Annotated in this window: 17 protein-coding genes; 10 read left to right on the top strand and 7 right to left on the bottom strand. The window is 71.0% G+C overall.

Going from position 1 to position 26,243, the window contains the following annotated elements; genetic code table 11:
- Positions 1-923: hypothetical protein (locus BG452_RS04490; protein ID WP_188302835.1), on the top strand; the 923-nt coding region annotated here is incomplete at its 5' end.
- Positions 924-989: 66 nt separating this feature from the next.
- Here BG452_RS04490 and BG452_RS04485 read toward each other — a convergent pair.
- Both BG452_RS04485 and BG452_RS04480 read right to left on the bottom strand, forming a co-directional pair.
- Entirely contained in the window at positions 990-2,342 is a 1,353-nt protein-coding gene (locus BG452_RS04485) for a hypothetical protein (protein ID WP_188302834.1), read from the bottom strand.
- Complete coding sequence (locus BG452_RS04480) at positions 2,342-3,352, bottom strand: hypothetical protein (RefSeq protein WP_188302833.1); 1,011 nt, start codon at positions 3,350-3,352, stop codon at positions 2,342-2,344. Before BG452_RS04480 ends, BG452_RS04485 begins: the two co-directional genes overlap by 1 nt.
- Positions 3,353-3,559: 207 nt before the next feature.
- Here BG452_RS04480 and BG452_RS04475 point away from each other — a divergent pair, with 207 nt between their 5' ends.
- The 3 genes from BG452_RS04475 to BG452_RS04465 all read left to right on the top strand — a co-directional run bounded on the left by BG452_RS04475 (position 3,560) and on the right by BG452_RS04465 (position 6,400).
- Complete coding sequence (locus tag BG452_RS04475) at positions 3,560-3,769, top strand: hypothetical protein (RefSeq protein WP_188302832.1); 210 nt, start codon at positions 3,560-3,562, stop codon at positions 3,767-3,769.
- Positions 3,770-3,891: 122 nt separating this feature from the next.
- Positions 3,892-5,133 carry an RCC1 domain-containing protein gene (locus BG452_RS04470; RefSeq protein ID WP_188302831.1) on the top strand — a complete coding sequence of 414 codons (1,242 nt, stop codon included), beginning with the start codon at positions 3,892-3,894 and terminating at the stop codon, positions 5,131-5,133.
- A 31-nt stretch (positions 5,134-5,164) separates the two neighbouring features.
- Positions 5,165-6,400: an RCC1-like domain-containing protein gene (locus BG452_RS04465; protein ID WP_223241741.1), complete on the top strand. Its 1,236-nt coding sequence runs from the start codon at positions 5,165-5,167 to the stop codon at positions 6,398-6,400.
- Positions 6,401-6,484: 84 nt separating this feature from the next.
- On the opposite strand, the gene BG452_RS04460 is transcribed toward BG452_RS04465, so the two are convergent.
- The 4 genes from BG452_RS04460 to BG452_RS47575 form a co-directional block, all read right to left on the bottom strand.
- Positions 6,485-7,375, bottom strand: coding sequence for a glycosyltransferase (locus BG452_RS04460; protein ID WP_188302830.1), 891 nt, complete (start codon positions 7,373-7,375; stop codon positions 6,485-6,487).
- A gap of 241 nt (positions 7,376-7,616) precedes the next feature.
- The gene (locus tag BG452_RS04455; RefSeq protein WP_188302829.1) at positions 7,617-8,258 is read right to left on the bottom strand and encodes a hypothetical protein; all 642 of its coding nucleotides are present in this window, start codon (positions 8,256-8,258) and stop codon (positions 7,617-7,619) included.
- Between the two features lie 49 nt (positions 8,259-8,307).
- On the bottom strand, positions 8,308-14,763 hold the full coding sequence (locus BG452_RS46915) for an RHS repeat domain-containing protein (protein ID WP_188302828.1): 6,456 nt from the start codon (positions 14,761-14,763) through the stop codon (positions 8,308-8,310).
- A gap of 111 nt (positions 14,764-14,874) precedes the next feature.
- Entirely contained in the window at positions 14,875-19,224 is a 4,350-nt protein-coding gene (locus BG452_RS47575; RefSeq protein ID WP_188302827.1) for a LamG-like jellyroll fold domain-containing protein, read from the bottom strand.
- A gap of 286 nt (positions 19,225-19,510) precedes the next feature.
- On the opposite strand from BG452_RS47575, the gene BG452_RS45280 reads away from it, so the two are divergent.
- From BG452_RS45280 to BG452_RS04415, 6 genes are all read left to right on the top strand, one after another.
- Entirely contained in the window at positions 19,511-20,137 is a 627-nt protein-coding gene (locus tag BG452_RS45280; protein WP_223241740.1) for a terpene synthase family protein, read from the top strand.
- Between the two features lie 73 nt (positions 20,138-20,210).
- Positions 20,211-20,669 (top strand): GntR family transcriptional regulator, encoded by a 459-nt coding sequence (locus BG452_RS04435; RefSeq protein ID WP_188302825.1) that lies wholly within the window; start codon positions 20,211-20,213, stop codon positions 20,667-20,669.
- A complete protein-coding gene (locus BG452_RS04430; protein WP_188302824.1) occupies positions 20,666-21,778 on the top strand; it encodes a DUF1648 domain-containing protein in 1,113 nt (370 codons plus the stop codon). The genes BG452_RS04435 and BG452_RS04430 overlap by 4 nt, the downstream gene beginning before the upstream one ends.
- Positions 21,779-21,822: 44 nt before the next feature.
- Entirely contained in the window at positions 21,823-22,899 is a 1,077-nt protein-coding gene (locus BG452_RS04425; protein WP_223241739.1) for an alpha/beta hydrolase family protein, read from the top strand.
- 19 nt (positions 22,900-22,918) lie between these two features.
- Positions 22,919-23,305: a hypothetical protein gene (locus BG452_RS04420; RefSeq protein WP_188302823.1), complete on the top strand. Its 387-nt coding sequence runs from the start codon at positions 22,919-22,921 to the stop codon at positions 23,303-23,305.
- A 58-nt stretch (positions 23,306-23,363) separates the two neighbouring features.
- The gene (locus tag BG452_RS04415; RefSeq protein WP_188302822.1) at positions 23,364-23,546 is read left to right on the top strand and encodes a hypothetical protein; all 183 of its coding nucleotides are present in this window, start codon (positions 23,364-23,366) and stop codon (positions 23,544-23,546) included.
- Positions 23,547-23,712: 166 nt separating this feature from the next.
- On the opposite strand, the gene BG452_RS04410 is transcribed toward BG452_RS04415, so the two are convergent.
- Positions 23,713-25,659: a potassium transporter Kup gene (locus BG452_RS04410; protein WP_188302821.1), complete on the bottom strand. Its 1,947-nt coding sequence runs from the start codon at positions 25,657-25,659 to the stop codon at positions 23,713-23,715.
- Between the last annotated feature and the right edge of the window lie 584 nt (positions 25,660-26,243).

Genomic DNA, 26,243 nt, shown 5'->3' with positions numbered 1-26,243 from the left:
GTGCGGGCACGGGCCCCGATGCGGTCACGGCCCCCGACGCGACGGCGGCCGCGCAGGCCTTCGACGGGGACGCGCCGCTGGCCGACGCGCCCGCGCTGGCGCGGGGCTGCGGCAAGGACTACGGCTGCGGGTACCGGTTCATCCCGGGCCTGTCGCGCGAACTCACCACGGCGGTGATCTCGGTCGGCAACGCGGCGATCAACTGCACCAACAAGCCGATGACGGTCGAGCGGACGGTCGCCCTGGAGTCGAGCACCACCGACAACATCGCGGGTGAGATCTCCGGCAGCGCCACGCTGGAGGGCACGATCGACAACACCACCAACGTCTCCGGCAGCGCGGGCGTCGACAACAAGACGGAGGTCACCCACACCGACCACACCGCACCCACCGACAAGGGCCCCAACACGGACATCGCCAACGGCGCCTCGATCGGCGTCGGCGGCAGCGTCGCCGGGGCAGCCGAGCTCAAACTCAGTGCGAAGGCCACCTTCGCCCTCGCCTTCAAGGCGAAGTACTCGCACGAGTGGAAGCGCACCAGCACCGAGACCACCCAGGTGAAGTTCACCGTGAAGTCCGGTGACGAGCTGCAGTTCGGCATGCTCAACGCGATGACGCGCACAGTCGGCGAGCTGTCGGTGAACGGCACTGGCAAGCTGATCAAGAACATCGTCGTGGACAGCCCGTCGACGGTCAACGTCAGTACGGTCGTCGCGCAGACCTTCAGCGCCAGGGAACGCTGCCTCTCGCTCCACCCCGGCTTCACTCCGGCGCCGAATCCGACCCCGGCCCCGAACCCGCCACCGGGGAACCGCGCGATGGACGCCGGCGGCCTCGTCGAGGCGGCGCCGCGCGGCGCCGGGTCCCGGCCCGTCGAGACGTACCGGCTGACGCCGGAGCGGACCTGGACGCGGCTGGGCTGAGGTCCGTCCGCACGACGAGGCCGCCTGCCCGATCCGTCGGGCAGGCGGCCTCGTCGTGGGCTGCTGTCAGGGGTTGAGAGCGACCGTCTGGGCGCGCACCCCGGCGGGCGGGGCGTCGACGGCGATCAGCCGTTTGTCCGGCCCGGCCCCGTTGTCCGGGGTGCCGGCGGTCGGCCGGGCGGTGCCGCAGCGCTGCAGCTCGACGTCGGTGAGCGGGCCGGTGCGCTGGAACCAGCGGTCCGGGAGGGAGACGGCGGGGACGTCGAAGACGGTGTCCAGCCGGTACTTGTTACGGGAGTTGGTGAAGGTACCGGCGACGCGTTCGCGGCCGGGCTGGACCTCGATCCAACTCACCTCGCCGGGTTGGATGGTGGGGTTGAGCGCCTTGGTGGTGGTCCGGCTCCAGGTGAGCGGGTTGCTGGTGGAGACGGCGCCCGTGTTGCCGCCCGCGGCACTGAACCCGGCGACGGCCTGCGCGGCCAGGTTGGGGCGGCTCTGCGAGATGTCGGAACGGCTGGGGACCAGCGGCGTGCCCTTGAGCGCGTAGTACTGGGAGAGGTTGTCGTACGGCGGCTCGACGGCCTCGATCCTGCGGTCGTCCACCACCGCGTTGCGGCTGCAGTTGATGTACACCTCGCCGACGATCCTGGTCTGGCCGTAGTACTGGTAGGAGGAGCGCTTGTCCACGGTGAACACGCAGTTGGTCGCGGAGCCCTCGCAGTCGTCCACGGCGATGCTCGGCTCCAGCGGACTGTTGCCCTGGTAGGCCTTGGGGCCGGGCAGCTGTTCCTTGCGGACCTTCTGGTCGACGGGCGCGGGCGCCTGCTGGGCGGTGACGTTGCTGATCAGCGGGCCGCAGGAGAGCGAGTCGCGCTGCTCGGCGGAGTCGAACGACACCATCGGGTTGTCCTCGGTGGCGTCGAACTCGAAGGTCCGCCCGCTGGTCCAGTTGGCGGTGCCGACGGTGTCGGTGCCTTTGGTGGTGACCTGCGGGTCGGGTGCCGGGCCGGCCGTGATGAGGGAGACGTTGTAGGTCTGGCCGTCCTTGAGTTGTTCGGGTTTGCAGCGACGGTCCACTCCCGGGCTGTCGTCCCAGCTCAGGGTGACGTGGGAGCCGGCCTTCACGCCCCAGAGCCGGGTGCGCAGGGTCAGCGCGGCGCCGTTCCAGTTGAGTGCGGCGGCCTGGTAGCCCTTCGGGTGCTGGGCCAGTGACTTGCCGAAGACCACCCCGGTGTTGTCCGGGGACCAGTCGGTGTGCCCGGCGGCGGTGCCGTTGTCGGGGGCGACGGGCTGGGCGAAGGTGCCGTTGGGCACCTGGACGTCCACCGTGTCTGCGGCCCGCGCGGGCGGGGCGGCGGCCAGGGCCAGACCGACGGTCACGACGGCGCAGCCCAGCCGGTGCGGGTGGCGGCGCCGCATCAGCAGAACCACCAGTCGCTCGGCGGGACGACCGCGTCACCGGGCTTGGCCTCGTCGGTCAGTGCGTTCGGCAGGGCGCACAGACCGGCGGCCGCGGTGTTCGGGTCCTGGACGCGGGGAACCTTGCCGAAGTCCTCGACGGCCGAGGTCTGCTTGTCGATGCCGTCCTTCTCTGTCTTCCCGTTCCCGGCAACACTCGCCAGGCACTCCTTGTTCGAGGGCGGGCACTTGGAGATCTGGTCCTTGTTGCCGGCCACGTCCTTGCATGCCGGGCTGTCCTTCGCGTCACCCGCGCAGGGGTCGTTCTGCTTGGGAGTCTGGGGCGAGCCCAGGGGCGGGGCGGTCTGCTTGGCCGCGACGTCGGTGATCAGTGGGCCGCAGCTCGCGTTGGTGGTGGTGGTCGAGGTGAAGGTGATCTTCGGGGCGTCCTCGGCAGCGGTGAAGGAGTAGGTCCGGCCGATGAACCAGTTGGCCTTGCCGGTCGAGTCATTGGTGCTGAAGTTGCCTGGCTGGTTGTTGTCGCCGGCAACCGTCACGGTGTACGTCCGCTTGGCGTCGCCCTGCTTCGCACAGCTGTCAGGATTGTCGTCCCAGCTGAGGGTCACCGTGGCGCCGGTCCGTACGCCGCGCAGTTGTGTACTGGTCGAAGTGGGCCCGGTGTCCCAGCTCAACGCAGCCGCCTGAAGACCCTTCGGGTGGGCGGCGCGGGTTACCGAGGCGATCGGAGCATTGGTCCATCCCTCGGGCCTCGACGCCCAGGTCTTGCCTTCGGGCACCGTCGGCGAGGAGAACGTCCCGTTCACCACCACCGCCGGCTCGGTGTCCTCGGCCCCCGCCGGCGCCGGGGTCGCCAAGGCGATGGCGCCACCGAGGGTGACGGCCAGAAGTCTGGATAGCTGTGTCCGCAGCACGCTCTCTCCCACTGAAGTCGCCGGATTTTCCGGGCACTTGTGCTCAACGATCTGATGATCATTCGGGCCCGGCCGTCCCATGCTTCGGGTGTCGATCACGGTCCGCAACCAGTAACAGGCCAATAGGGCGATGGCGAACGATCGAGCTGGGCCAACAAGGTGGAAAGCCGTTCGGAACCGCACGACCGTTCTGATCTTGGGGCAGATATCCGGGCGATCCGATCTTCATTTCCAGCTACGGCCGCGCGGCCAGGGTGCCGCGCGGCCTGTATCACGAGGGACGACATGTCACCCCAGTCCGGATCAGTGCGAGCGTCGAAATCCCGCGTCCTGCTGCTCGCACTCGCCTTGCCCCTGCTGGCCGCCGCGCCGGCCGCCGCGTCCTCCTCGGGCGCGCTGCGCCCGGTGCCGCTCTGCGGTGAGGACACCCCGAAGGCCCACCACCGGCCCCTGCCGGCTCCCGGCCTGGCCGTGGGCGAGCCCGTCCGCCGCAACCCGGCGCGACCCTGCCCCTGACACCACGCCACATCGCGCGACCCCGAGCACCGGCCCCGCATGGCCGCTGCCGGGCATCCCCATGCCCCGCCCCACCCGATCATGAGGAAGAGATGCACCCGTTGCACCGAAAGCTCCGTCACGTGCCCGCGACCGCCTTGCCCGCGCTGGTCGCGAGCCTGACCCTGCTGGGCTCCATCGCGCTGCCCACCTCCGCCGCCTCCGCGTATGACCTGCGGCTGCGCTCCTGGGGACTGAACACCAGCGGGCAGCTGGGCGACGGCACCAAGACCCAGCGGCTCACCCCGACCTCCGTCGTGGGCTTGTCGGGCGCCGAGCTCAACTCCGTCGCCGCCGGCGGTACGGGCGGCTCGGCCGGCTCCGGCTTCGGTCTGGCCCTGCTCGCCAACGGCACCGTCGAGTCCTGGGGCAAGAACGACAAGGGCCAGCTCGGCAACGGCGCCACCAGTGCCACCGACGAGTGGGCCGTGCCCAGCCTGGTCGCCGGCCTGGGCGGGGTGGACGCCGTCGCGGCGGGCGGCTCGCACGCCCTCGCCCTGCTCAAGGACGGCACCGTCAAGGCCTGGGGCCTCAACGACAAGGGCCAGCTGGGCGACGGCACCACCACCAATGCCAACCTGCCGGTCGTGGTGGCCGGGCTGGAGGACGTCAAGGCGATCGCAGCCGGTGACACCTTCAGCATGGCGCTGCTGAAGGACGGCACGGTGAAGACCTGGGGCAACAACGACAAGGGGCAGCTCGGCATCACCGCGAAGGCGGCCAAGTCGACCGACCCCGTTCCCGCGCCGGCCCCGGCGACCCGTGCCACCGCCGTCCAGGTCCCCGAACTGACCACCGTCAAAGGCATCACGGCCGGAGCCTCGCACGCCCTGGCCCTGCTCGCGGACGGCTCCGTCATGTCCTGGGGCCTCAACGAGAACGGTCAGCTGGGCGACGACACGGCCACCACCAAGACGCCCGCCGTCAACAACAACAAGCCCTACCCGGTGCCTGTGCTGGAGCTCAAGAACGTCACCGCCCTCGCCGCGGGGGCCTCGCACAGCGTCGCCCTCCTGCAGGACCGCACCCTGCGCGCGTGGGGCAACAACACCAACGGCCAGGTCGGGGACGGCACCCTCACCCAGCGCAACACCAGTGTGCCCGTCCCCGGGGTGACCGGGGTGACCGGCATCGCCTCCGGCGCCTCCCACAACCTGGCGGTGCTCGCCGACGGCACCGTCCAGGCCTGGGGCCTGAACGACAAGGGCCAGCTCGGCGACGGCACCACCACCCAACGCCCCACCCCGGTGCAGGTGCTGGCCAAGTCCGGCAGCGTCTCCATGGTCGCGGCTCCCTCCAGCGGCAGCTTCAGCCTGGCGCGCTGACCACCTCTCCCTCCCCTCCGGAAGGAACCACATGACGAATCCCCGTACCGAACCCCTCGGCCGACTGCGGCAGTTGCTCGCCGCCACTGTCGCTGCCACGGCCGCGCTCAGTCTGGCCGCCATTCCGGCCGGCACCGCGCACGCCCAGGAGAAGCGGCTGAAGTCCTGGGGCAACAACCGGTCCGGCCAGCTCGGCGACGGCACTTGGACCGACTTCCGCACCACCGCCACCACCGTGCTCGGGCTGACAAGCGCCGAGGTGGTCAAGATCGCCGCGGGCGGCTCCGGCCCCACCAACGGGCACGGACTGGCCCTGCTCACCGACCGTACCGTGCAGTCCTGGGGGGCCAACAGCTCCGGCCAGCTGGGCGACGGCTCGGTGTTCAGCCACAACGCGCCCGGCCAGGTCGTCAACCTCTCCAACGCCACCGACGTGGCCGCCGGCGGCGCCCACAGCCTGGCCCTGCTCGCCGACCAGACCGTGGTCTCCTGGGGCCGGAACAACTACGGGCAGCTCGGCAACGGTACCAACTCGGACAGCAGCGTGCCCGTCCGCGTAGAGGGACTGAACAAGGTGATCGCGATCGCCGCCGGGCTCAACCACAGCATCGCGCTGCGCGAGGACGGCACCGTCTGGGCCTGGGGCTACAACATCAACGGGCAACTCGGCGACGGGACTTCGGCCAGCCGCAACGTGCCGTCCCCGGTGAACAACCTGACCGGGGTCACCCGGATCGCGGCCGGCTGCAACCACAACCTCGCCCTGGTCGGCCCGCCGACCACCACCGGCAAGCCCACCAGCGGCAATGCGGTGAAGGCCTGGGGCTACAACGCCACCGGCCAGCTCGGCGACAACAGCACCATCAACCGCTACACCCCGGTCGATGCCCAGGGCATCTGGCTCGGCGGTGTCTCCCAGATCGCCGCCGGGTGCAACCACAGCCTGGCCGTCACCGACAGCGACAACAAGCTGAAGGCCTGGGGCCAGAACACCTCCGGCCAGATCGGCGACGGCACGAACGACTACCGGATCACCCCCGTCCCGGTGCCCGGGCTGAGCGGCGTCCAGCTGGTCGCGGGCGGCCGCGAGCACACCGTCGCCCTACTCGGCGACAGCACCGTCCGCTCCTGGGGCGCCAACGGCTCCGGCCAGCTCGGCAACGGCACCACCACCGACAGCAACACACCGGTGACCACGCTCACCGCCCTGACCGGCGTCGACAAGATCGCCGCCCCGGTCGGCGGGGACTTCAGCCTGGCCAACTGAGCCCCATACCGCTCACCACCCCGGGCGCCGGCCTGCGCCGTGCGTGCGGCGCAGGCCGGCGCCCGGTAGAGGCGGCAGGAGACCTCAGCACCAAACTGCTGCCCCCGGCTGCCGCTGTTGCCAGCCCGCGGCCGGGGGCGCACCGTCACACCGCTGCCGGCTGCGGTTGGGGCTGCGCCGCAGTGGTGGGCCGGTGGTGCCATCGGGGTCCGGTGCCCAGTGCGGCGGTGGCCAGGGCGTGGGTGGTGACCAGGCACAGGGCGGTGCGGTAGGCGGTCTGCTGGAGCGGGATGAGCCACAGGTGGCGCAGGCTTTCGCCGTCCCGGTGCAGGGCGTGGGCGGCGAGGGCGAGTTGGGCGAGGCAGAAGGTGCCCCAGGCCAGGGCCGGGGCGGGGTCGTTCCGGAGGCGAGCCCGTAGAGCGCGACGACGTCCATCAGGGGTGCGGCGAGTGGCAGGGCGAGTTGGAAGAGCACCAAGTAGGGGAGGGTGCGCCGGCCGAGACGGCCGGCGGTGCCGGTCTCCTTGACGGCGCGGCGGTGCTTCCAGATGGATTGCAGGGTGCCGTAGGCCCAGCGGTGGCGTTGGTGCCACAGGCCTCGGACGGTGGTGGGGACGTGGGTGGAGGCGTGGGCGTCGCTGCGGTAGACGACACGCCAGCCGGCCCGGCACAGGGCCATGGCGATGTCGGTGTCCTCGGCGAGGGTGTCGGCGTCGTCGCCGTACTCGTCGGACAGAATCGCCATCGGCAGGCGGTCGACGGTGTAGTAGGTCGTGCTGGCGTAGCGCGTCGCGGCCAGGATCGCGAACAACCGGTCGGCGAGCGCATCCCGCGCCCGCTGCAACGTGTTCCTCGGGTAGGTCATCGATTCGTGGCCGAGCGTTACCTCGACTTCTCGTGCGATCACCACGGCCTTGTCCACGAACCTACGGTTGGCTGCCGCGCTCCTGCTCGCCCACTCACGCTCGAACGTCATTCGACGCTTGTGACTCCTCCCCCGCGTGAGCGTGGGGGCTTCTCGCCAGGCCGGGTTGGCACCGTACCGGACCAGCCCGGCCCGTACAGCGTTGATCGCTCCCACCGTGCCGGCGTGCACGGTGTGGCCGCAGGACCGACAGTGGAACTTGCCGCGGCAGGCGGTCCTCCGATCCCCGCCGGCCTGGGGGACGGGGGAACGGGCGAGCGCCCGGCCGGGGATCCGGCCAGGCGCTCGCCGGTCATCCGAGGTGTCCGGCAGCCCGGGCGCGGGCCCAGGCGATGAATTCGTCGGCGACCGGGTAGTCCGTCTCCACCTGGCTGGCCAGCTCTTCGAGTTCGGCGGGTGACGCCTCGTCGACGTGCAGCAGCATCCGGGCCCAGCCGGGCGGGCGTCCGCGGTGGAACGCGAAGCCCGGTCGACAGATCTCCGCCCACAGCTGTTCGCGGTCGAGCAGCCGCCGCATGGCCGGGAGGGTCACCTCCCGCAGGACTTCGGCCACGGCCCGGCCCGCGGTGTCGGGGTCGACTCCTGCGCCGTACGCCCAGTCCGCGTCGAGCGGGCCGACCGCGTGGGGGGTGAAGGCGACGTTTTCCGGTGGCGTCACACTCCACTGGACGAGGGCGGCCGACGCGTCCGGGGCCTTCTTCCGGGCGGACTCCCAGCTCTTGCGGTAGCTCCACGCCCAGGACGTGGCCGGCACGACGAACGCCTTGACCGTGAAGACCTCCATCGCAGGGTCGAGGTGCCGGGGCCGGAACTCCAGCAGTGCGTGGTCGCCGTTCTCGTGGGCCAGACGGTACAGCAGGCCCTTCCGGGTCAGGCCTGCTTCCTTGGCCACCGGCGCCACGTACCGGCGGGTCCATGTCTCAAGGGACATCATCTGTCGTCTCTCCGTCGGGGAATCGTCCGCGGAACCGTCCGCGGAACCGTCATGCTGCCAGGGCGAACATCGCCCGCGTCACGGCCACGGTCGTCGCCGTGCCCGCGGCGGCTCCGGCTTCGGCCGGGGCTCCCGCGACGACCCCCGCGATGACGAGGATCCCGGCGGGGATCAGCAGCGCCGAGTTGTTCACCCCGGTGTCGGACAGCGGGACGGTTCCCAGGCCCGGCTGATGCGCGGTGCCGGGGTAGCGGCCGGGCGCCGGGCCGGGGGTGGCGGTGGGCACCCGTGCGGCCTGGGACTGCTGGCTCACGCCGGGGGCGGGCATGTTCTTCTTCATTTTCTGATTGTCCGGCTTCCCGTAGATCACCGCGCCTTCCGCCGGACCGACCGCGATGTTCCCGTCGGGCACGTCGTAGGGGCCGCCGATGGTCCACCCGAGGACCGCCTTCTTACCGTCCTCCTCCAGCTTCTTCACGTACCACTCGGCCTCCGGCACGGCCTTGGCCGCTTCACCGGCGGACTTGACCTCCCACACGTAGTAGACGTCGCTCTTGGGGTCGTGGCCGAGGATGTCGACGTTGCCCTTGTTGCAGGTTGTCAGCGAGGGGTTGTACAGGCACTTCTTGCTGGCGTTGGGGACGTCGACGTTCTGCAGGACCTCGAAGTTGGTGGCACCCATTCTCGTGGCCTGGTCCTTGATCTCGCCGGCGGCGACCCGCTGCGCGTTGTTGTGCGCGCTGGTTCGGTCCATCGGGTGCTGGACGCCGAGTTGCTTCATCGTCGCCTTGAGGTCCTTCTTGAACTGGCGCAGGCTCGCCCACAGTCCGTCGAGGAAGTTGCGCCCGGTCGGGTCGCTGAAGGTCAGGGGGTTGTTGTCGCTGTAGGTGTACGCCGCCAGCGACTGCGGGTCGGACGTGGTGATCTCCGGATCGACGCTGATGAAACGCCCGGTGGACGGGTCGTAGTCGCGGGCACCGAGGTGGGTGAGTCCAGTGGGCTCGTCGGTGCCGCCGAGGAAGCCCCGGTGGCCGGCCCAGTCGGTGGGCGCGGTGCCGCGGATGCCACCGAAGGGGGCGGTGCGGCGCTGGGCGACGGCGCCGGTGGTCGCGTCGATACCGATCTCGGCGGTGCCGTGGTGGTCGGCGACCTGGAAGGTCAGCTTGTTGTCGTCGGTGCGGACAGCGGTGGCACCGCCCAGCGCGTAGTAGCGGGTGGCGGTGGGCTTCGCGGCGCCCTTGACCAGGTTGAGTTCGGTGGCGCCGAGGTAGAGGGTCCAGTTCTCGGCGGCGGGGACGGCGGTGTCGCGGGTGTGGCCGATCAGGCGGTTGCCGCCTGCGTCGTAGAGGTAGTCGGTGCTCCGGGTGGCGGTCGTGGTGGGGGCGGTCGTGGGGGTGACGGTGTCGACGACCTGGCTCAGCCGGCCCTCCACGTCCCAGGTCAGTGTCTGGTCGCTGGTGCGGGTGTCGGACGGCTTGAGGTGCCGGCCCGTGGTGTTGCCTGCGTCGTCGTAGTCGTAGCTCTCCGGTATGGGGGTGCCGTTGGTGCCGGTGACGGTGCTGGTGGACGTCAGGGTGTGCGGGTGGGCCGCGGTGGCGGCGGGGTAGGCGTAGGTGGTGGTGGCGTTCTGTGCGGTGTTACCGGCTGGGTCGTGCCGGGTTTCGGTGGCCCGGGTGCCGTTGGTGTTGTACGTCCAGCTGGTCCAGTACGGGGCTGGGCCGCCGAGTTGGGCGCTGCCGGGCGCCGGGCAGGTGCCGGTGCCGGGGGTGTAGGCCTCGGTCAGGCGGGCCAGGTGGTCGTACCGGAAGCACTGCCGGTCCGTGCCGGACCGCGAGGTGTCGGTGACCGAGGTGACGTTGCCGGCCTGGTCGTAGGTGTAGCCGGTGGCACGGGTGGCTCCGGTGATGCCGTACTGGTCGGTGCGGCTGGAGGCGAGGCGCTGGGTGCCCCACTCGTAGGCGTTGGTGACGTACACGTCCTTGCCGGCGGTGCCGTTGCCGAGCGTTGACTGCAGCGGTTTGCCGGTGAGGCTGTACGTCTGGTTGGTGAGGTACTTGCTCAGGCCTTCGACGGCAGTCTGTCGGCGAAGCGCGTCGTACGTCATGGCGACGGACTCGGCGGGCAGGTTGCCGGCTGCCGGGTAGCTGATGCTCTGCGGCAGGCCGTCGAGGCGGTAGATGCTGCCGCTGACGTAGGTGCCAGCGAGGCCTTCCTGGCCGGGGACGGACGGGACGGTGACGGTCGTCCGGGTGGAGCGGCCGAGGGTGTCGAACAGCGAGTACGCGGTCCTGTACTGGTAGGTGGTGCCGCCGACGGTGCTGTAGCGGGTGCTGGAGGCCAGGACGCCCTTGTTGCCGGACGGGTCCCAGGCCTGCGACGTCAGCAGGGTGCCGGTGGCCGATCCCTCACGGGTCTCGGTCAGGCGGCCGAGGTTGTCGTAGACGCTGGCGATCACCCTGCCCCGGCCGTCGGTGGTGCTGGTCAGCTGGCCTCGGTTGTCGTACGCCCTGACGGTGGTTCCGCTGTCGGGGTCGACCGCCTTGGTCTGCCGGCCGAGCTGGTCGTAGAGCCAGGTCCAGGTCGTTCCGGACGGGTCGGTCAGTCTGGTGAGCTTGCCGGCGGGGTCGTAGCCGTAGCTGGTCGTGTCGTAGGCGCCGGTTGGGGTCCCCGACGTGTACTGGCGCAGTTCGGTGGTCCGGCCGGCCGCGTCGCTGATGGTGGTGGTCGGGGTACCGCCGGTGGGCGGAGTGACGGTGACCCGGTCGCCGCCGTACTCGGTGGTCGTGGTGGAGAGCGGGGTGCCGACGCCGTTGCCCGCGAGGGCCGTGCTGCTGACGATGCGTCCAAGGCCGTCGTAGGCGGTGGCGGTCTGGGTCTCGACCCCGGTGGTGTCGTCGACGCTGCGCAGGGTCGTGGACGGCGCGCCGGTGGCGTAGTACGGCGTGTAGGTGAGGACGGTCTGGCCGCGCTCATCGTAGAAGGTGTCGGTCAGCACGCGGCCGCCGTTGTCGCCCGGGGACTGGGTCTGTCGGGCTCGGCCGAGTCCGTCGTAGAGCGTGTAGCCGGTTTGCTGGGATCCGTCGCTGTTGAGTGTCTTGGCGGCGACGGCGACGATCCTGCCGTCCGCGACGGTGTACTCGAACTCCAGGTTGGGGAGCTGTCCCGTGGTCTTCGACCGGTTGGGCTGCCAGACCTTGAGGGTGCGGCCGAGGGCGTCGTACTGGATGTCGGTGCGGCGGTTGTTGGCGTCGACGCTGTCGGTCGTCAGGCCGCGCAACAGGTCGAGGTCGGTGGTCGTGGTCCGGGCGGTGGTGGCGTCCCCAGCCTTGGCAGGCGGGGTGGTCACCGCGGACCTGGTGGGCCGGCCGATGGCCGGGGTGTAGGCGGTGGTGGTGGTCCGGGACTCCGGCGAGGCGGTGGTGACCGGGCCGGTCGCGCCCGTGACATCGACGACCGTGGTGGAGGCCAGGGTGGTGGCCGTCAGGGTGCGTCCGTAGACGTCGTAGGCGAAGGCGTTGTCCAGGAAGACGGCGCTGTTGCCGGTCTGCGACTTGAGCGTCTGGGCGAGCGTGACGTCGCCCCTGGTGGGTGCGGCGCCGTACGCCTGGCCGTCGTAGCGCACGCGCTGGTCGGACAGGACGGCGGAGGTCCCGTCGGCCCGGGTCTGCCGGCTGACGTCGCTCCCGCAGCCGGCGGCCACGGTCTCGACGCGCATGATGCTGGACAGCAGCCAGGCAGCGGTGTTGTCGGCGTAGGTGGTGCGGGTGCACGTGTCGTCGCCCGCGACCGCCACGTCGCCCAGGTCCTCGACCACTGTGGAGCGGCCGTAGGTGTCGCGGGTGGTGTTGGTGCGGGTCTCCCGCCAGGCGGTGCCGACGCCCTTGTCGAGCGAGGTGAAGGAGCGGGTGACGGCGGTGCCGGTGATGTCGGCGGTGGTGGTGCCCCAGTCGCGGACCCGCATGGCGGTCTCCTGCTTCCAGGGGGTGTTGACGGTCTTGGTCAGAACCGCGCCGCCGGGCTTGTCGTACTGCTCGGTGCGGTACTCGTAGCCGGACCAGGCGTTGTCGTCGGCGAGTGTGGTGCCCTGGCCGTCGTCGACGGTGACGGTGCGCTTCCTGGACTTGTCGGCGGGGTCGGAGCGGTCGCCGTCCATGCCGCGCAGGTAGTAGTGGTCGGCCTGGGTGGTCATGCCGGTGACGCCGCCGGTCTCGACCCGGGTGCGGGCGTAGCCGCGCCACTGGGACCAGGTCTTGAGCTTGTCCTTGGTCAGGCCGTCCTCGTCGTCGAAGTGCCAGGCGGCGTCGCCGAGGTAGGTGTAGTGGGTGACCATGTCGGGTGCGCCGCCAGTGCGGTCGGTGACGATGACCGAGTCGACGACGTACTTGTTGAACCACTCCGTGGTGACCGGGCTCTCCAGCGAGGCCTGGTACATCTGCGGGAAGCAGCGGGTGGTGTTGGACTGCGGCGTCGGCAGGTTGTTCCAGTCACAGGCTGGCGCCGAGTAGTTGACGTCGAGCTGGCCGCCGAGTTCGTCGGTGACGGTGCCGAGGCGCTGCTTGATGAACGGCATCCGGCCGTCGCCGACCTTGTCGAGCCGGTTCGCCAGCTGCTTGTAGGCGAAGGTGGTCCTCGGCAGTGCGACGGACGGGGTGGTGGAGGAGCCGGTGTGCTTGATCGAGTCCAGCAGCAGCTGGTAGTCGAAGTCGGCGGTGCCCCACTTGTGGGTCAGGTCCCAGGTGTCGATCGCGGCGTAGCTGCCGTCGGCCTGGAGCGTCCTGGCCGTGACCTGGGTGAGCCGGGTGCGGGTGAAGAACGTGGGAGAGTACTGGCCGGTGCAGTCGGTGCCGTCCTTGCAGTTCTGGTCCCACGGGGTGTCGTACCAGTACTGCCGGTTGGCGTCGATCTTCGCTGGGTCGCAGACGCCGGCCGTGGTCTCCAGGCAGCGTTCGGCGGTGGCGAAGTCGACCCGGCCCATCGGCTTGACGGTGGCGGAGTAGAGGTCGCCCTGCTGCTGGCCGTACTCGATGTGGTCCAGGCGGCCGCCCCGGATGTACGGGGTGCGGTCGGTGGCCTTGAGGTTGCGGCCGTAGTTGTTGGTCTCGGGGGTGTACCAGTAGGTGATGTCGTTGCCGTGGGCGTCGACGACCAGGTCGAGGTTCCACCGCCAGCCCTGCTGGCACCAGGAGGAGGCGAAGTCGGCGCCGTTGCAAGGCTCACCGGCGTTGTTGCCGAACACCGGGACCGTGTAGACCGACTTGGTCTCCGGCTTGCCGGCCGACCAGTTCGGGAGGCGGTTGTAGCCGAAGTAGTAGCTCGTGCCGTCGGGCGTCGTGGCCCGGAAGTACTCGCCGTCGTTGTCACCGTTACCCCGAGACCCGTCTCGCAGGCGCACGACCTTGGTGGCGTCGTCGTCCTTGATGCGCCACTCGTCGCCGGAGACCGGGATCAGCTCGCCGGAGTGTCCCGCGAAGCTGATCGTCGCGTTGTCCGTGCCCCAGCACAGGTCGCCCGGGCTCGCGGAGCCCGTCTTCGGCGCACCGTCGTCGGCGCACGCCTTGTAGCTGCGTTCCACGAAGCCCGGCGACAGGTCGAAGCCGTCGCCGACCCAGGACGCCTGGTTGTTGCTGTTCGCTGTCCGGCCGTCGATGGCGCCGGAGTTGTAGGACAGGGCGACCTTCGGCGTCAGACCGCCCGGCATCGCGGTCAGCGGCATGTCGTACGACCAGGTGAACGACCCGCTGTTCAGTGCGGTCGACCAGCTCGACGCACTGGACAGCGGCGTCGCCTTGTAGTCACCGCTCGGTCCGGCGGTACCGGCGGTGGCGGCGACCACCGTCGCGCCGGGCGCGGCGGCCAGGCGCATCGACCCGGCCGGGGCCGTGGTCAGCGCGTCCGCGGCGACGGTCTGCTTCGCCGGGTCGTTGCCGCCCGGCAGCGGGGTCTGCACCCTGCACTCGGGAAGGTCGGGCGTGGTCAGCGCGCACGCGGGCAGGCGCACCAGCTTCAGCCGCGAGCCGAAGCCGGAGCCTGCCGCCTGGGCGAAGGACGAGTAGTCGACGGCCAGCCCGCTGTTCTCGTCGGCGCCGGAGACGGTCATCAGCACGCCGTTGATCCCGGCCTTGACGGCGGCGTCCTGGCCGAGCAGTTCGACCTTGACCGTGCCGGGGGCGCCCGAGGACGAGAGCGCGACCGGCAGCCGGCCGGCCCTGACCGCCGTGCCCTTCTCGCCGGGCACGTCGACGGTGGCGCTGCCCACGCCGGGCAGCGCGCCGTGCTGGCCGTCCGTCCGGCTGACGGTGGTGTCCGCCTTCCGGCCCTTGGTCTTGGCGTCGGAGCCCTTGACCGGCTTCTCGGGTGAGACCGCGGCGGGCTTGGCGTACGGTTCGGCGGCCGCCGCGACGGCGGCCAGCGGCACTGTCGGCAGCAGTGACCCGACCAGTGCGCCCGCGATGACCGCGGACACCCTGGTGCGGGCCGACCGCAGCGCCGACCTCTTCCTGCTCATGAGTGGAACAACTCCCTTGGGAGAAAATGGATATGACGGAATGCAAAGGAGATATGACGGACCACGGGCCGGGCGGCAGTCAGCCGCCCGGCCCGTGGGGGATCAGGGGGGTCAGACCCCGGTGGAGGTGTCCGGCACCGCGTTGTAGTCGGCGAGCTTGACGATCTGCGCGGGGCTCAGCACGCCCTGGTACAGCCAGACGTCGTCCAGCTCACCGGAGAAGTACTCACCCCAGGCGCCGCCCGCCCTGTTCCGGCCGAACTGCAGGCCACCGCTCGCCTCGTAGGGCTGCGGGGCGCCGGTCGAGGAGACGTGCGGGATGCAGCCGGCGGAGTTGTCCGGGCAGCCCTGGTTCTCCGGCTGGCCGTTGACGTAGAGGACCAGCCGGTCCACGAAGGCGTCATAGCTGACCGCCAGGTGGGTCCAGTCCGCCGCCGTGCCGTTGACCGCGGTGTGCGCGGTACGGGTGCGCACCGCGCCGTCGGGGTCGTCGGCCCGCACCTCGGCCTGCCACTCGCCGATCTGCTGGCCGTTGGTGTCAGGGCCGAGCGGGTGCCAGCGCACGGTGACCGCGCTGTTGCGGGTACCGGCCACCGACAGGACCGTCATGTCCCGGGTCGGGGTGCCCGCAGTCATCGCCCAGCCGGCCAGGGTGAAGCTCTGACCGGTGTGCAGCGGGCTCTTGGCGGCGGCCGCGTAGCCGGTCGTGCCGTCCAGCTGCAGGGTTCCGCTGGGGAGCAGGTTCCCGCCGGCGGGGTTGATCTTGGCCTCGCCGCCGAGCTCCGCGCCGACCTTGGCCGGGCCCTCGTCGGGGGTGACGGCCGGGGTGCCGGTGGCCGCGTCGAGCCTCCAGCGGCCGGCCAGCTGCGGGCGCTGCTGCACCATCGCGGTGGCCTCCGGGCCGGTGACGACGCGGTCGTAGATCCGGACGTCGTCGATGTCGCCGCCGAAGAACTCGCCGTTGGCGCCTTCCCGGTTGACGGCACCGACCTGGAGCGGGCCGGGGTTGGCCCACGGCGCGTTCTGGGTGTAGTCCGACTCGCCGACCAGGTATCCGTTGATGTAGAGGCGCAGCTTCTTCGCGGCGGTGTCGGATACGCCCAGCAGGTGGGTCCACTCGCCGGTGGTGCCGGCGAAGCAGGGGACGCCGTTGATCGGGGTGTTCGGGGTGCAGTCGGGCTGCCAGGTGCGCACCAGGGTGTCGGTGGAGGTGTCCTCCTTGTAGCGGCCGAAGATCCAGCGCTTCCAGTAGGGCGAGTAGTAGAGCGAGAACTCGTTGTTGTGCTGGCCGATCTGGGTGACCGCCATCTTCGGGGTGGTGTCGCCGGCGGTGGGTGCGGGCAGCTTGACCCAGGTGGAGACGGAGAAGTCCCGGCTGCCGTCCACCTGGGGGCGAGTGCCGCGCAGGTAGTCGTCCGTGCCGTCCAGGTGGATCGCCTTGTCGGCGATGCCGGGGCGGCCGAGCGCCACGCCGTTGTAGGCGGTGAGGTCGTCGGTCTCGGAGATGCCGACAGGCTTGGCGTCGGTGCCGTCCAGGTGCCAGACGGCCTTGGCGGGGCGGCCGGTGGTGAGCTGCTTGTCGGCGGCGACGTCGGCGGCCTCGGCCTTGCTCAGGTTGCGGTCCCAGAGCCGGACCTCGTCGACCGAGCCCTTCCACGGGTCGGTCATGTTGCCGAAGAACTTGGCGCGGCCGAGTTCCAGCGGGCCCCGGACGTCCCAGGTGCCGGCCATGGCCGTCGGTGTGCCGGGCACGCCGTTGACGTACACGGTGCCGGTCCTGGCCACCGGGTCGTAGACGCCGACCAGGTGGGTCCACTGGTCGGTCACCACCGGGGCGTTCGAGGTCGCCGCTTCGAGGATGTAGTTGCTGCTGTCCTGGTTGGACGTCCACATGCTCCACTTGCCGGCGAGCAGGCCGACGGCGAAGCGGGTCGCGAGGGTGCCGTTCGCACTGACCGCCGCCCGGTTGCGGGTGGTGTCGGCGAGGTTGACCCAGGCCGAGACGGTGAAGCCGCGGGTGGTGTCCAGCACCGCGCCCCGGGTCTCGGCGTAGGCGTTGGGGGTGCCGTCCAGGGCGAGGGCCTGGCCGAGGTGGCCGGGCGCACCGGGGGTGGCGCCGGAGCCGAGGGTCGTCTCGAAGCTGCCGCCGGTGCCGGTGACGGTGGTGCCGCCGGTGTCGTCCATCGCCCAGCCTGCGCGCTGGGGCTGGCCGGCGAGCACGTTGAAGTAGTACGTCTCGGGCTGCGAGGCGTTGCCGGCGCCGTCGACCGCGCGCGCCGAGATGAAGTGCGGTCCGGCGGTCTGCGGCTGGACGCGCACTGTCCTCCCGGCGCCGCCGCTGGTGGCGACCTCGTTCGCCGCGGACGGCGAAGTGTCCAGGCCCCACTGGTACTTGACCACATCGGTGGCCGCCGACTTGAGGGTGAACAGGCCGTTCTTGCCGACGCCGTCGGTCCACGGCAGGGCCGCGGTGGCGTCCTTGGAGCCCGGGTAGGCGTCCGAGGTGATCGCCGGGCCGTCCGGCGCGGAAGTGTCGACGATGAAGTAGCAACCGGTCGGGTCGCCGTCGGAGGACCACGGCCCCCACTGGGCGCCGTCCCAGGCGCGGGCCTCCCAGTCGAGCTGGATGTTCTGCGGCAGGTTGGCCGGCAGCGGCCAGGAGAACATCGAGCCGGAGCCCTTGAACGTGTTGCCCGCCGGGGCGGCGTCCTCCGAGCCGGTGGACCACCAGCGGCGGCGCAGGCCGGTGCCGTCGTCCCAGCCGACCGCGAACTGGACACCGATCGCCTCGCCGTCCGGGTCACTGGCCCGGGTGGTGACCTGCGGCATCTTGTTGATCCGGATGCCCGGGTACTGGCAGACCGAGCCCGGCGACATCGTCATGTCGGACATCGGGATCTGGTTGGGCCGCAGGTTGTAGTACACCTGGAGGTAGGCGTCGTCGGTGAAGCGCTTCCAGGCGAGGGTGTCACCCTCGTTCTGCGCCTTCAGGCCGAAGGAGATGGTCGGCCAGCCCCAGTTCGCGGCGTCCTGGACCAGGTTCTTCACCGCGCCCGTCTCGCCGTACTCCAGCCAGCCGCCGGGGCAACTGCCGCTCCAGCCCTTGGCGGTGTTGATGGTCTGCAGGTAACGGCTCCAGAACCCGGAGGCGTTCTGCGAGTTCCAGTTCAGGCCCGGGGAGATGTAGCCGGTGTTCCACAGTTCGACCGGCCGGGCGTCGCAGGAGTACGACCAGCTCTCGTAAGTGCCGAAGGTGGCGGAGAGGATCTGCTTGCCGACGAACGGGTTGGGCAGCTGGAAGAAGGCCCGCTTGACGTCGGTCGGCGCGCAGCGGGAGGTGTCACCGCAGTAGCCGACGCCCCAGTCGTGGACGTAGGTGCTGTTGTACGTGAAGTGCCAGTACGCCTGGTTCGGGTAGGTGCGCGAGACGCCCGCCCAGTCGGCGGCGTGCGGGGTGTTCCACGCCGGGTCGATCATCACCGGGTAGATCGTGCCGGGGTCGTTCAGCATGCCTTGGTCGGGCGTCAGGACCATGGTGTCCTTCGGTAGCTCGACCTTGAGGCGGGTCATCTTGGCGCCCTCACCGGGCAGGTCACCGTAGCCGGCAGTAGCGGAGTCACTCCTGCCTGCGGTGGCGCCGGCGGTGGCAGCCGGGCCAGCGGCCTCGGCGTGCGGGACGGCCTGCGGGACGGCATTGGGCGTCTTCGGGGCGCCGGTCGGAGCACCTGCCGGCGCGTCGGCCGGGGCGGCAGCCGGCTTGGAGGAGTCCCACATCACCGGGACGGGCGCCTCGAAGACGGTTCCGCCGCCGGACGGGTCCTTTGCCGTGAGGGTGCCGTCCGCTTCCTGGTTGACGGTCAGGCCGTCGCCGTGCAGACCGAGCCGGAGCTGTTCCAGGCCGGGGTTCTTGGCGGCCTCGGCGGTGTGCACCACGACGACCTGGGTGAACCCGGTCTTGGTGGCAGACAGCCGCAGGTCCACGTCCGGCAGGATCGACCGGTACTCGGCGGTCGCACCGTCGACCACCGGCTGGGGCAGCGGCTTCGGCCAGTTGAGCTTCAACGCCTTGCCGGCCCGGGTCATCGTGACCAGCGGTTCGCTGCCGCCGCCGGAGAACCGCAAGTCGGCGGTGGAGCCCTTGGGGGCGACGGCGCCGTCGGGCAGCCGCTGCAGCGTCGGGTCGAGGTCCACCCAGGCGCCGTTCTTGCGCACCCGCTTGGGTTGGACGTACGTGGTGGTCTTCAGTCGGCCGTCGGGCTGGGCCACGGTCTCACTGGACTCGCCGCGCTTGGTGAGCACCTCCACCGGCTTGCCGGTGCGGGCCGCCTCCTTGACGGCCTGGCTCTCGGCGGTGTCCTGGGTGCCTGTTACGCCGGGCGGCGGTGCTCCGCCGGGGGCAGCGGCGGCGGGCGCCACTGCGGTGGCGGCCAGCGCGACCGCAGCGAGTGCCGCGGCGAACACACCGCCCGACCGTCTTGCTGCTGTTCTCACTGTGCGTAAGCTCCAACTTCCGATAATTGGGCAAAAGTTCGAGCGGAGTTTTATGTAGACCTAAAAGAAATGTCAACAGATCATCAGAATCACATGAGAAATGGGCTGACATGTCGACCCGTCAATTCGGTTCAGCTCGGGCCAAACCGGATGAACCGCCCGGCGGCATGTGGGGCAGATCACGCCGCGGAGTGGTGGCCACGGGGCTTGCTTCGGGGCTTCGTCGGTGACGAACGGTCACGGAGGGCATCGCTGGATGGCCGCCAAACCGCCCGGTCGGCGACCCTCTGTCAGGTCGTCGTCGCTGGTCATCGATGTTCTTGGGGGCGGGAGCAGGCGCACACGCACGGTGACGGCGGCGGGACGAGGAGCGCCGCGATGCCCAGCCTGGACGCGGAAGGAGGATGTGCGGTTCCCGTGCGTGGTGGGCCGTGTGCATGCGGCGGGGTGCGGCATCCCGATATTGGGTGGGCAGATCAGCCGGCGGCGATCTCGGTCGGCGCCCCGAGCAGGTCCGTGCGATGGTCGACCGGCTGGTGCGGGTCCTCGGTCAGGAGAAGCCGGCCCCGGTGCGCCGGCCGAGGCGGCTCTCGCGGATCTGTGGGCGCGTTCGGCGCCCGGCATGTCACAGCGGTGGCGGGCCCGGTTCGTCGCCGACTACGCCGATTTCGCCCTCGCCAGTTGCCAGGAGGCGGATCTGCGCCGCGCGGGGAACGTGCTTTCACTGGACGCCTACCTGACGTTGCGCCGCCGGACCATCACCCTGCTGCCCATGGCGGACATCCTGGAGCGCACCGGTCACGCCCTGATGCCCGATTCGCCCTCGGTGCGGGCGCGCATGCTGGCGTTGCGGCTGGCCACGGCCGTCTTGGCGCCACACTGACGCTCCCTTCCTTGCGAGCGACTGATGGTCTGTTCTATAAGTAATAGAGCAGATACACCCCAGGGAGTCACGCGTGATCCTGAGCATCGACCTGAGCAGCGCCGTCCCGATCTACCAGCAGATCCGGGACCAGGTCGTGGCGGCCATCGCGGTGGGCGAGTTGGTGGAGGGAAGCGCCCTGCCGTCGACCCGACAGCTCGCCGGCGACCTCGGCATCAACTTCCACACCGTCAACAAGGCCTACGACCTGCTGCGCCAGGAGGGACTGCTGCGGCTGAACCGTAAGAGCGGCGCCGTGGTCCAGCGGGACCCTCACTCCGGACCGCCGCCTCCCGGCTTCGCCGACGAGTGGTCGGTCCGGCTGCGGACGCTGCTCGCCGAGGCGGCAGCGCAAGGGGTGGACCCGGAGGCCGTGCTGACGATGTGCGGACGGGTCGTCGGTTCCTTCGGGGCCCGGCTCGGCGGGCGGGGCGGCGAGCCGCACGATGGAGAGCTCGACGTGGAACACAGAGGCCTAGGAGAGCCGGCATGATGTCCGGAACAGCTGTCGTTCAGGTGGTCATACCCTTCGTCATACTGCTGATGGCGTGGCTGATGCCCGCCCTCACCGGGCCGACCCTGCCCTTCGGGGTGCGGACCCCGCCGGCACACGCCAACGCCCCCGTGATCGCCGAACAGCGGCGCGCGTACCGCTGGTGGGTGGGGGGCGTCGGCGGCGCGGTGCTCGCGGCCGAGCTCGTATGCTGCCTCGTGTTCCCGAGCACACCGCTGTTCGCAGGAGCGTCGACGGCTATCGCGGTGGTGTCCACGGCCGGGTACCTTCGCGCCCGTCGCGCGATCCTGACGGTCAAGCTCGGCGAGGACTGGTACCGCGGCCTGCGCCAGGTGGTCGCCGTGGACACCACGCTGCGGACCGAGCCGGTGCGCTATCCCTGGCGGTGGGCCGCGCCCGCGCTGCTCGTCCCCGTGTTCTCCGCAGTGCTCGCCGCGGTGGAGTACCCGTCGATGCCGGACCGGCTGCCGATGCACTACGCCACCCACGGGGAAGCCGACCGGCTGGCGGACAAGTCGATCGGCACCGCCTTCGCACCGGTCTTCATCCAACTCGCGCTCACCGGGCTGCTCCTGCTGGTGACCCGGCTGGCACTCCGCTCCCGGGCCGCGCTCGACCCCGCGCGGCCGGCGACCAGCGCTGCGCGGCACCGGCGATTCGTCGTCCGAACCGCGGGCTCGGTCATGCTGCTGGGGGCCTGCGTCAACCTGGGCATGCTGGCCGCTGCCTGGCAGACCTGGCACGGCAACCTCTCCTTCTCCCCTGTCCCCGTGCTGGCGCCGATCACGGCAGGCCTGCTCGTCGTCGTCGCGATCGCGCTGCGCACCGGGCAGGGCGGGAGCCGCCTGGCGACGAGTGAACCGGACGACGCGGCGGGCGGGCCGGCGGACCCGCGGGTGGTGGCCCCGGACGACGACCGCTACTGGCGCGCCGGCGGGCTGTTCTACCTCAACCGGCAGGACCCATCCCTCTTCGTCGCCAAGCGGTTCGGCATCGGCTGGACCCTCAACTTCGGCAATCCCCGGTGCCTGCTGCTACTCGTGGGTCCGGCCGTCTTCATCACGGTCCTGCAGCTGATCGGCCACTGAGCTCCCGGAGCTCGAAGCCACACCCCAACTCACAGGAGAAACACATGCGTTGGAGCACCTTAGCGACCGCCGCCACTCTGGCCGCGGTCACTGTGACGGGACTGGGCACGCCCGCCGCCAACGCGGCCGCACCGGCCGCACTCGTCCCCACCGCAGACCGCGCGGTGCAGTTCACAGTGGACGGCACCACCGCCTACGGCACCCTGCACGTCCCCGCCCACCGGGCCGGCCACCACCTCGCCGCCGCCCTACTGCTGCCCGGCAGCGGCCCGACGGACCGCAACGGCGACGAGCCGCCCCAGCTCACGCCCGGGACCCTGGCACTGATAGCCGACACCCTCGGCGCCGACGGCGTGATGACGCTGCGCTTCGACAAGTACTTCACCGGCCGCACCGGAGCCGGCGCCTACCAGGGCGACCCCGGCCGGCTGGACCTGGCCGCCTTCACCCGCCAGGCCGCGGCCGCCTACACCACCCTGCACAACCAACCGGAGGCCGACCCGCACGCCCTGCTGGTCGTCGGCCACAGCGAAGGCGGACTGCAGGCGCTGCTCCTCGCCCGCACGGTACGGCCCGCGCCAGCCGGCCTCGCACTGCTGGCCCCGCAGGACGAGCGCCTGCTGGACCTCCTGGCCGCCCAGCTTGACACCCAGCTCGACCAGGCCGTGACGGCCGGGCAGTTGACCGAGCCGGTGGCCCAGGCGAACAAGTCTGGCATGGCCGCCGCCATCGCCAACTTCCGGGCCGGGCGCCCCACTGACACGAGTGCCCTGCTGCCGCCGCTCGCCTCGCTGCTGAACGCCCTGTTCGGCCCGAACAACGCCCGCTTCGTCCGCAGCGACGACGACGTCTACCCGCCGGACGCCGCCCGGGCGATCCGGCCCGGCACCCGCGTCACCGTCACCTGCGGCACCGCGGACACCAACGTGCCCTGCGCCACCACGACGCCGCTGCTCGCCGCACTCGCCCGCGCGCACACCACCGGCCCGGGACTGCGCACCCTGGCCGGCCTGGACCACTTCCTGCACCCGGCCGGCACACCGGTGAACGACCGGATGCTCGCCCCGGCCGCCGCGACGGCGCTGCACGAGTTCGCCCGCCCCTGGAAGTCGGCCGAATAGCCGACCCGCTCTCCGGCCGGTGCACGACAGACCCCGCTGGGCGGCCCCGAGGGCTCCCGACCGGGAACTGCGAACCGAGGCGGCGCCGCAGGCCGCCGAGCTGCAGGCTCGTCCTGGCCGGCGGTGGCGCGGCCGACACGGCTACATCAAGACGCACTGGTACGGCGTCGAGGTCGGCCTGGACTCCTGGCTCACCAACAAGGTCGAGGGCGGCTTCTGGACCGGTGCCGGCATCTCCGGGCTGGTGGCCGCGCTGGGCGGCGGCCCGTACGCCGGAGCCGTCGCCGCCGCGCTCGGCGTCATCGCCGGCGGGATCCAGGTCTGCCAGCACCAGAACGGCTGGACCTACATCTACTGGGTCGGCGGCATCGGGGCGGGCGGCTTCGTCTGCAACCCCTTCGGGTAATCCGGTCCCCGTCGGACTCGGTGGATCTCAGCGGACGGATCGGCGAAAGGCGGACGCGATGAAAAAGGTGACGGCCGCGGTCGTCGTAGGCCTCCTGGCCCTCGCGGCCCTGATCGCCCTCATCGCGGAGTGGGACTCCTCCCGGAATGACGCAAACGTCCTCGGAGGGGCGGCGTTCACGGCCTCACTCGTGTTCTTCGCGCTCGGCTGGACGAAGACGAAGCGGAAGAAGACCCGCTGAACGATGGGGCGTCGACGGATCTGGTGGCGCCCGGCCCTACAGGCCGGGCGCCACCGTGTCGTGTACGAGATCGTGGCTGAGCGGTCGGCTCCCGGGCTACGCGGTCCACCAGGGAGGACGACGGAGCCCGGGGCCGAGGCGCGTCCGAACCGTGTTGAGGACGCGCCTACACCTCGATGTGCGCGCCCATGATGACCGTGTGCTCGCGGGGGAGACCGAAGTACTCGGCGGCGTCGGCCGTGATGTAGGAGGTGGCGATGAACAGTCGCTTGCGCCAGGGGGCCATGGTCGGGGCCTTTCCGCGCCGGAGCTCGATCTTGGACAGGAAGTAGGACGCCTGGTCGAGCTGCAACGGCCCCTCCGTCAGGGTGGGGTCGAGCATCGAGAGCGCGCCCGGCACGTCCGGTGTCTCCATGTAGCCGAACCGGGCGGTGACGTGGATGATCCCGTCCTCGGCGTATCCGAGGTCGTCGACGGTGAGCCGCCGGTCGTCGGGGAGGCGCGGCAGCGGCTCGGTCTCGATGGACAGGATGACGACGTGGTCGTGCCGGACGTGGTTGTGCTCGACGTTGGCCCGCATGGCCAGCGGCGCCGTCTGCTTGCCGCGGTTCAGGAAGACCGCGGTGCCGGGCACTCGCAGCGCCGGCACCGCCCCGGTGTGCAGGCGGTCGACGAACTCGCGCAAGGGGCCCTCGTGCCGTGCCCGCTCGGCAGTGACGACCTCGCGCCCGTGCTGCCAGGTCGTCATGACGGTGAACACGGTGACGCCGATCAGCAGCGGCAGCCACGCACCGTGGGCGAGCTTGGTCACGTTGGCCGCGACGAACAGCAGGTCCACGGTGAGCAGCACCGTCGCGCCGGAGACGAGCAGCCAGACCGGGGTGGCCCACCGTGCCCGCGCGACGTAGAAGAAGAGCAGCGTGGAGATGGTGATGGTTCCGGTGACCGCCATGCCGAACGCGAAGGCCAGCGCGGCGGAGCTGCGGAAGGCGAAGACCAGGGTGAGCACCGAGACCATCAGCAGCCAGTTGATCCAGGGGACGTAGATCTGGCCCATGGTGGACTCGGAGGTGTGTGCGATGCGCAGCCTCGGCAGGTAACCGAGCTGGGCGGCCTGGGAGGTGACGGAGTAGGCGCCGGTGATCACCGCCTGGGAGGCGATCACCGTCGCGACCGTGGCCAGTACGACCATCGGCAGTCGTCCCCAGTGGGGAACGAGCAGGAAGAACGGGCTGCTCACCCGGGCCGGATCGGCGAGGATCAGCGCGCCCTGACCGAGGTAGCTCAGGGTGCAGGCGGGGAAGACGAGGACCAACCAGGCCCGGGTGATCGACCGGCGGCCGAAATGCCCCATGTCGGCGTAGAGCGCCTCGGCGCCGGTGACCGCGAGCACGACGGCGGCCAGGGCGAAGAACGCGGTGCCGAAGTGGCCGAACAGGAAGCCCAGGGCGTAGGTCGGTGACAGTGCCCTGAGGATCTGTGGGTGGTCGGCGATGCCGGTCACGCCGCAGGCCCCGATGGCGACGAACCAGGCGATCATGATCGGTCCGAACAGTCGGCCCACCGCCGCGGACCCCCTGCGCTGCACCAGGAACAGCAGCACGATGATCACCGCGGTGAGTGGTACGACGGTGCTTTCCAGCGACGGCTCGACGACCTTCAGCCCTTCGATCGCCGACAGCACCGAGATCGCGGGGGTGATCATGCTGTCGCCGAAGAACAGCGACGCGCCGAAGATGCCGAGTGCGGCCAGTACGGCCGTGGTCCGTCGGCCCTCTGGTGAGCCGGACCGTCGCAGCAGGGTGATCAGTGCCATGATGCCGCCCTCGCCGTCGTTGTCGGCGCGCATCGCCAGGAACACGTAGGTGATCAGGACGATGATCACCACCGACCAGAACACCAGCGACACCACCCCGTACACGTTCTCCGTGGTGACCGGGACGGGGTGCGGGTCGCCCGGATTGAAGACGGTCTGGAGGGTGTAGATCGGGCTGGTTCCGATGTCGCCGAAGACCACCCCGAGCGCGGCGATCACCACCGCCGGACGCACGGAGTCGTGCACGCATTGACGAGGAACGTCCGGCTGCCGCGCAGGGGAGTCGCTGTCGGCCATGGTGGACCTCCTCCGTGCGGGGGCTGCTGGGCCGCAGACCAGGGGCATCCTGGCGGACGATACCGATCCCGCCGTGCGATCGTAGGGAGGCGTGCGCCGCCGCTCCCCGAACGGCCGGTTGTGTGAAGGGGGTCCCGGGGCGGCGCATGCGGATGCCCTTGGCAGTAGTGGCCAAGGGCATCGGTGTGTTCGTACGGGTCCTGCGGGAGTCGGCGCGGGCCGACCCGGCGCGGGCTGGCGGGGCCGGGCGCCGGGGCCGGGCGCCGGGGCGGCCGTCCCGTTCGTGCCGGGTCTGACCGGCGTGGTCGCGGACATCAGAACCTCTTCGGACGGATCGGGGGCGGAACGGGGCGGCCGACCGGGACGGCGGCGACCGGCAGGTCCACGGCGTTGTCGGCACGCATGTGCCGCTCGTCGCTGTGCGACGGCGCCCGCGCCGGGGCCTGCGCCGGGGCGGGGGGGCGGGGGGTTTCGGCCGGGGGGGGCGGGCGGGGGGGGGGGGGGGGGGGGGGGGGGGGGGGGGGGGGGGGGGGGGGGGGGGGGGGGGGTGTGGGGGGGGGGAGGGGGGGGCCGCCGGGGGGGGG

This window comes from Streptomyces sp. CBMA123 (assembly GCF_014596465.1).
GTDB lineage: Bacteria > Actinomycetota > Actinomycetes > Streptomycetales > Streptomycetaceae > Kitasatospora.
This window is presented reverse-complemented; position numbering and strand designations above follow the sequence as displayed.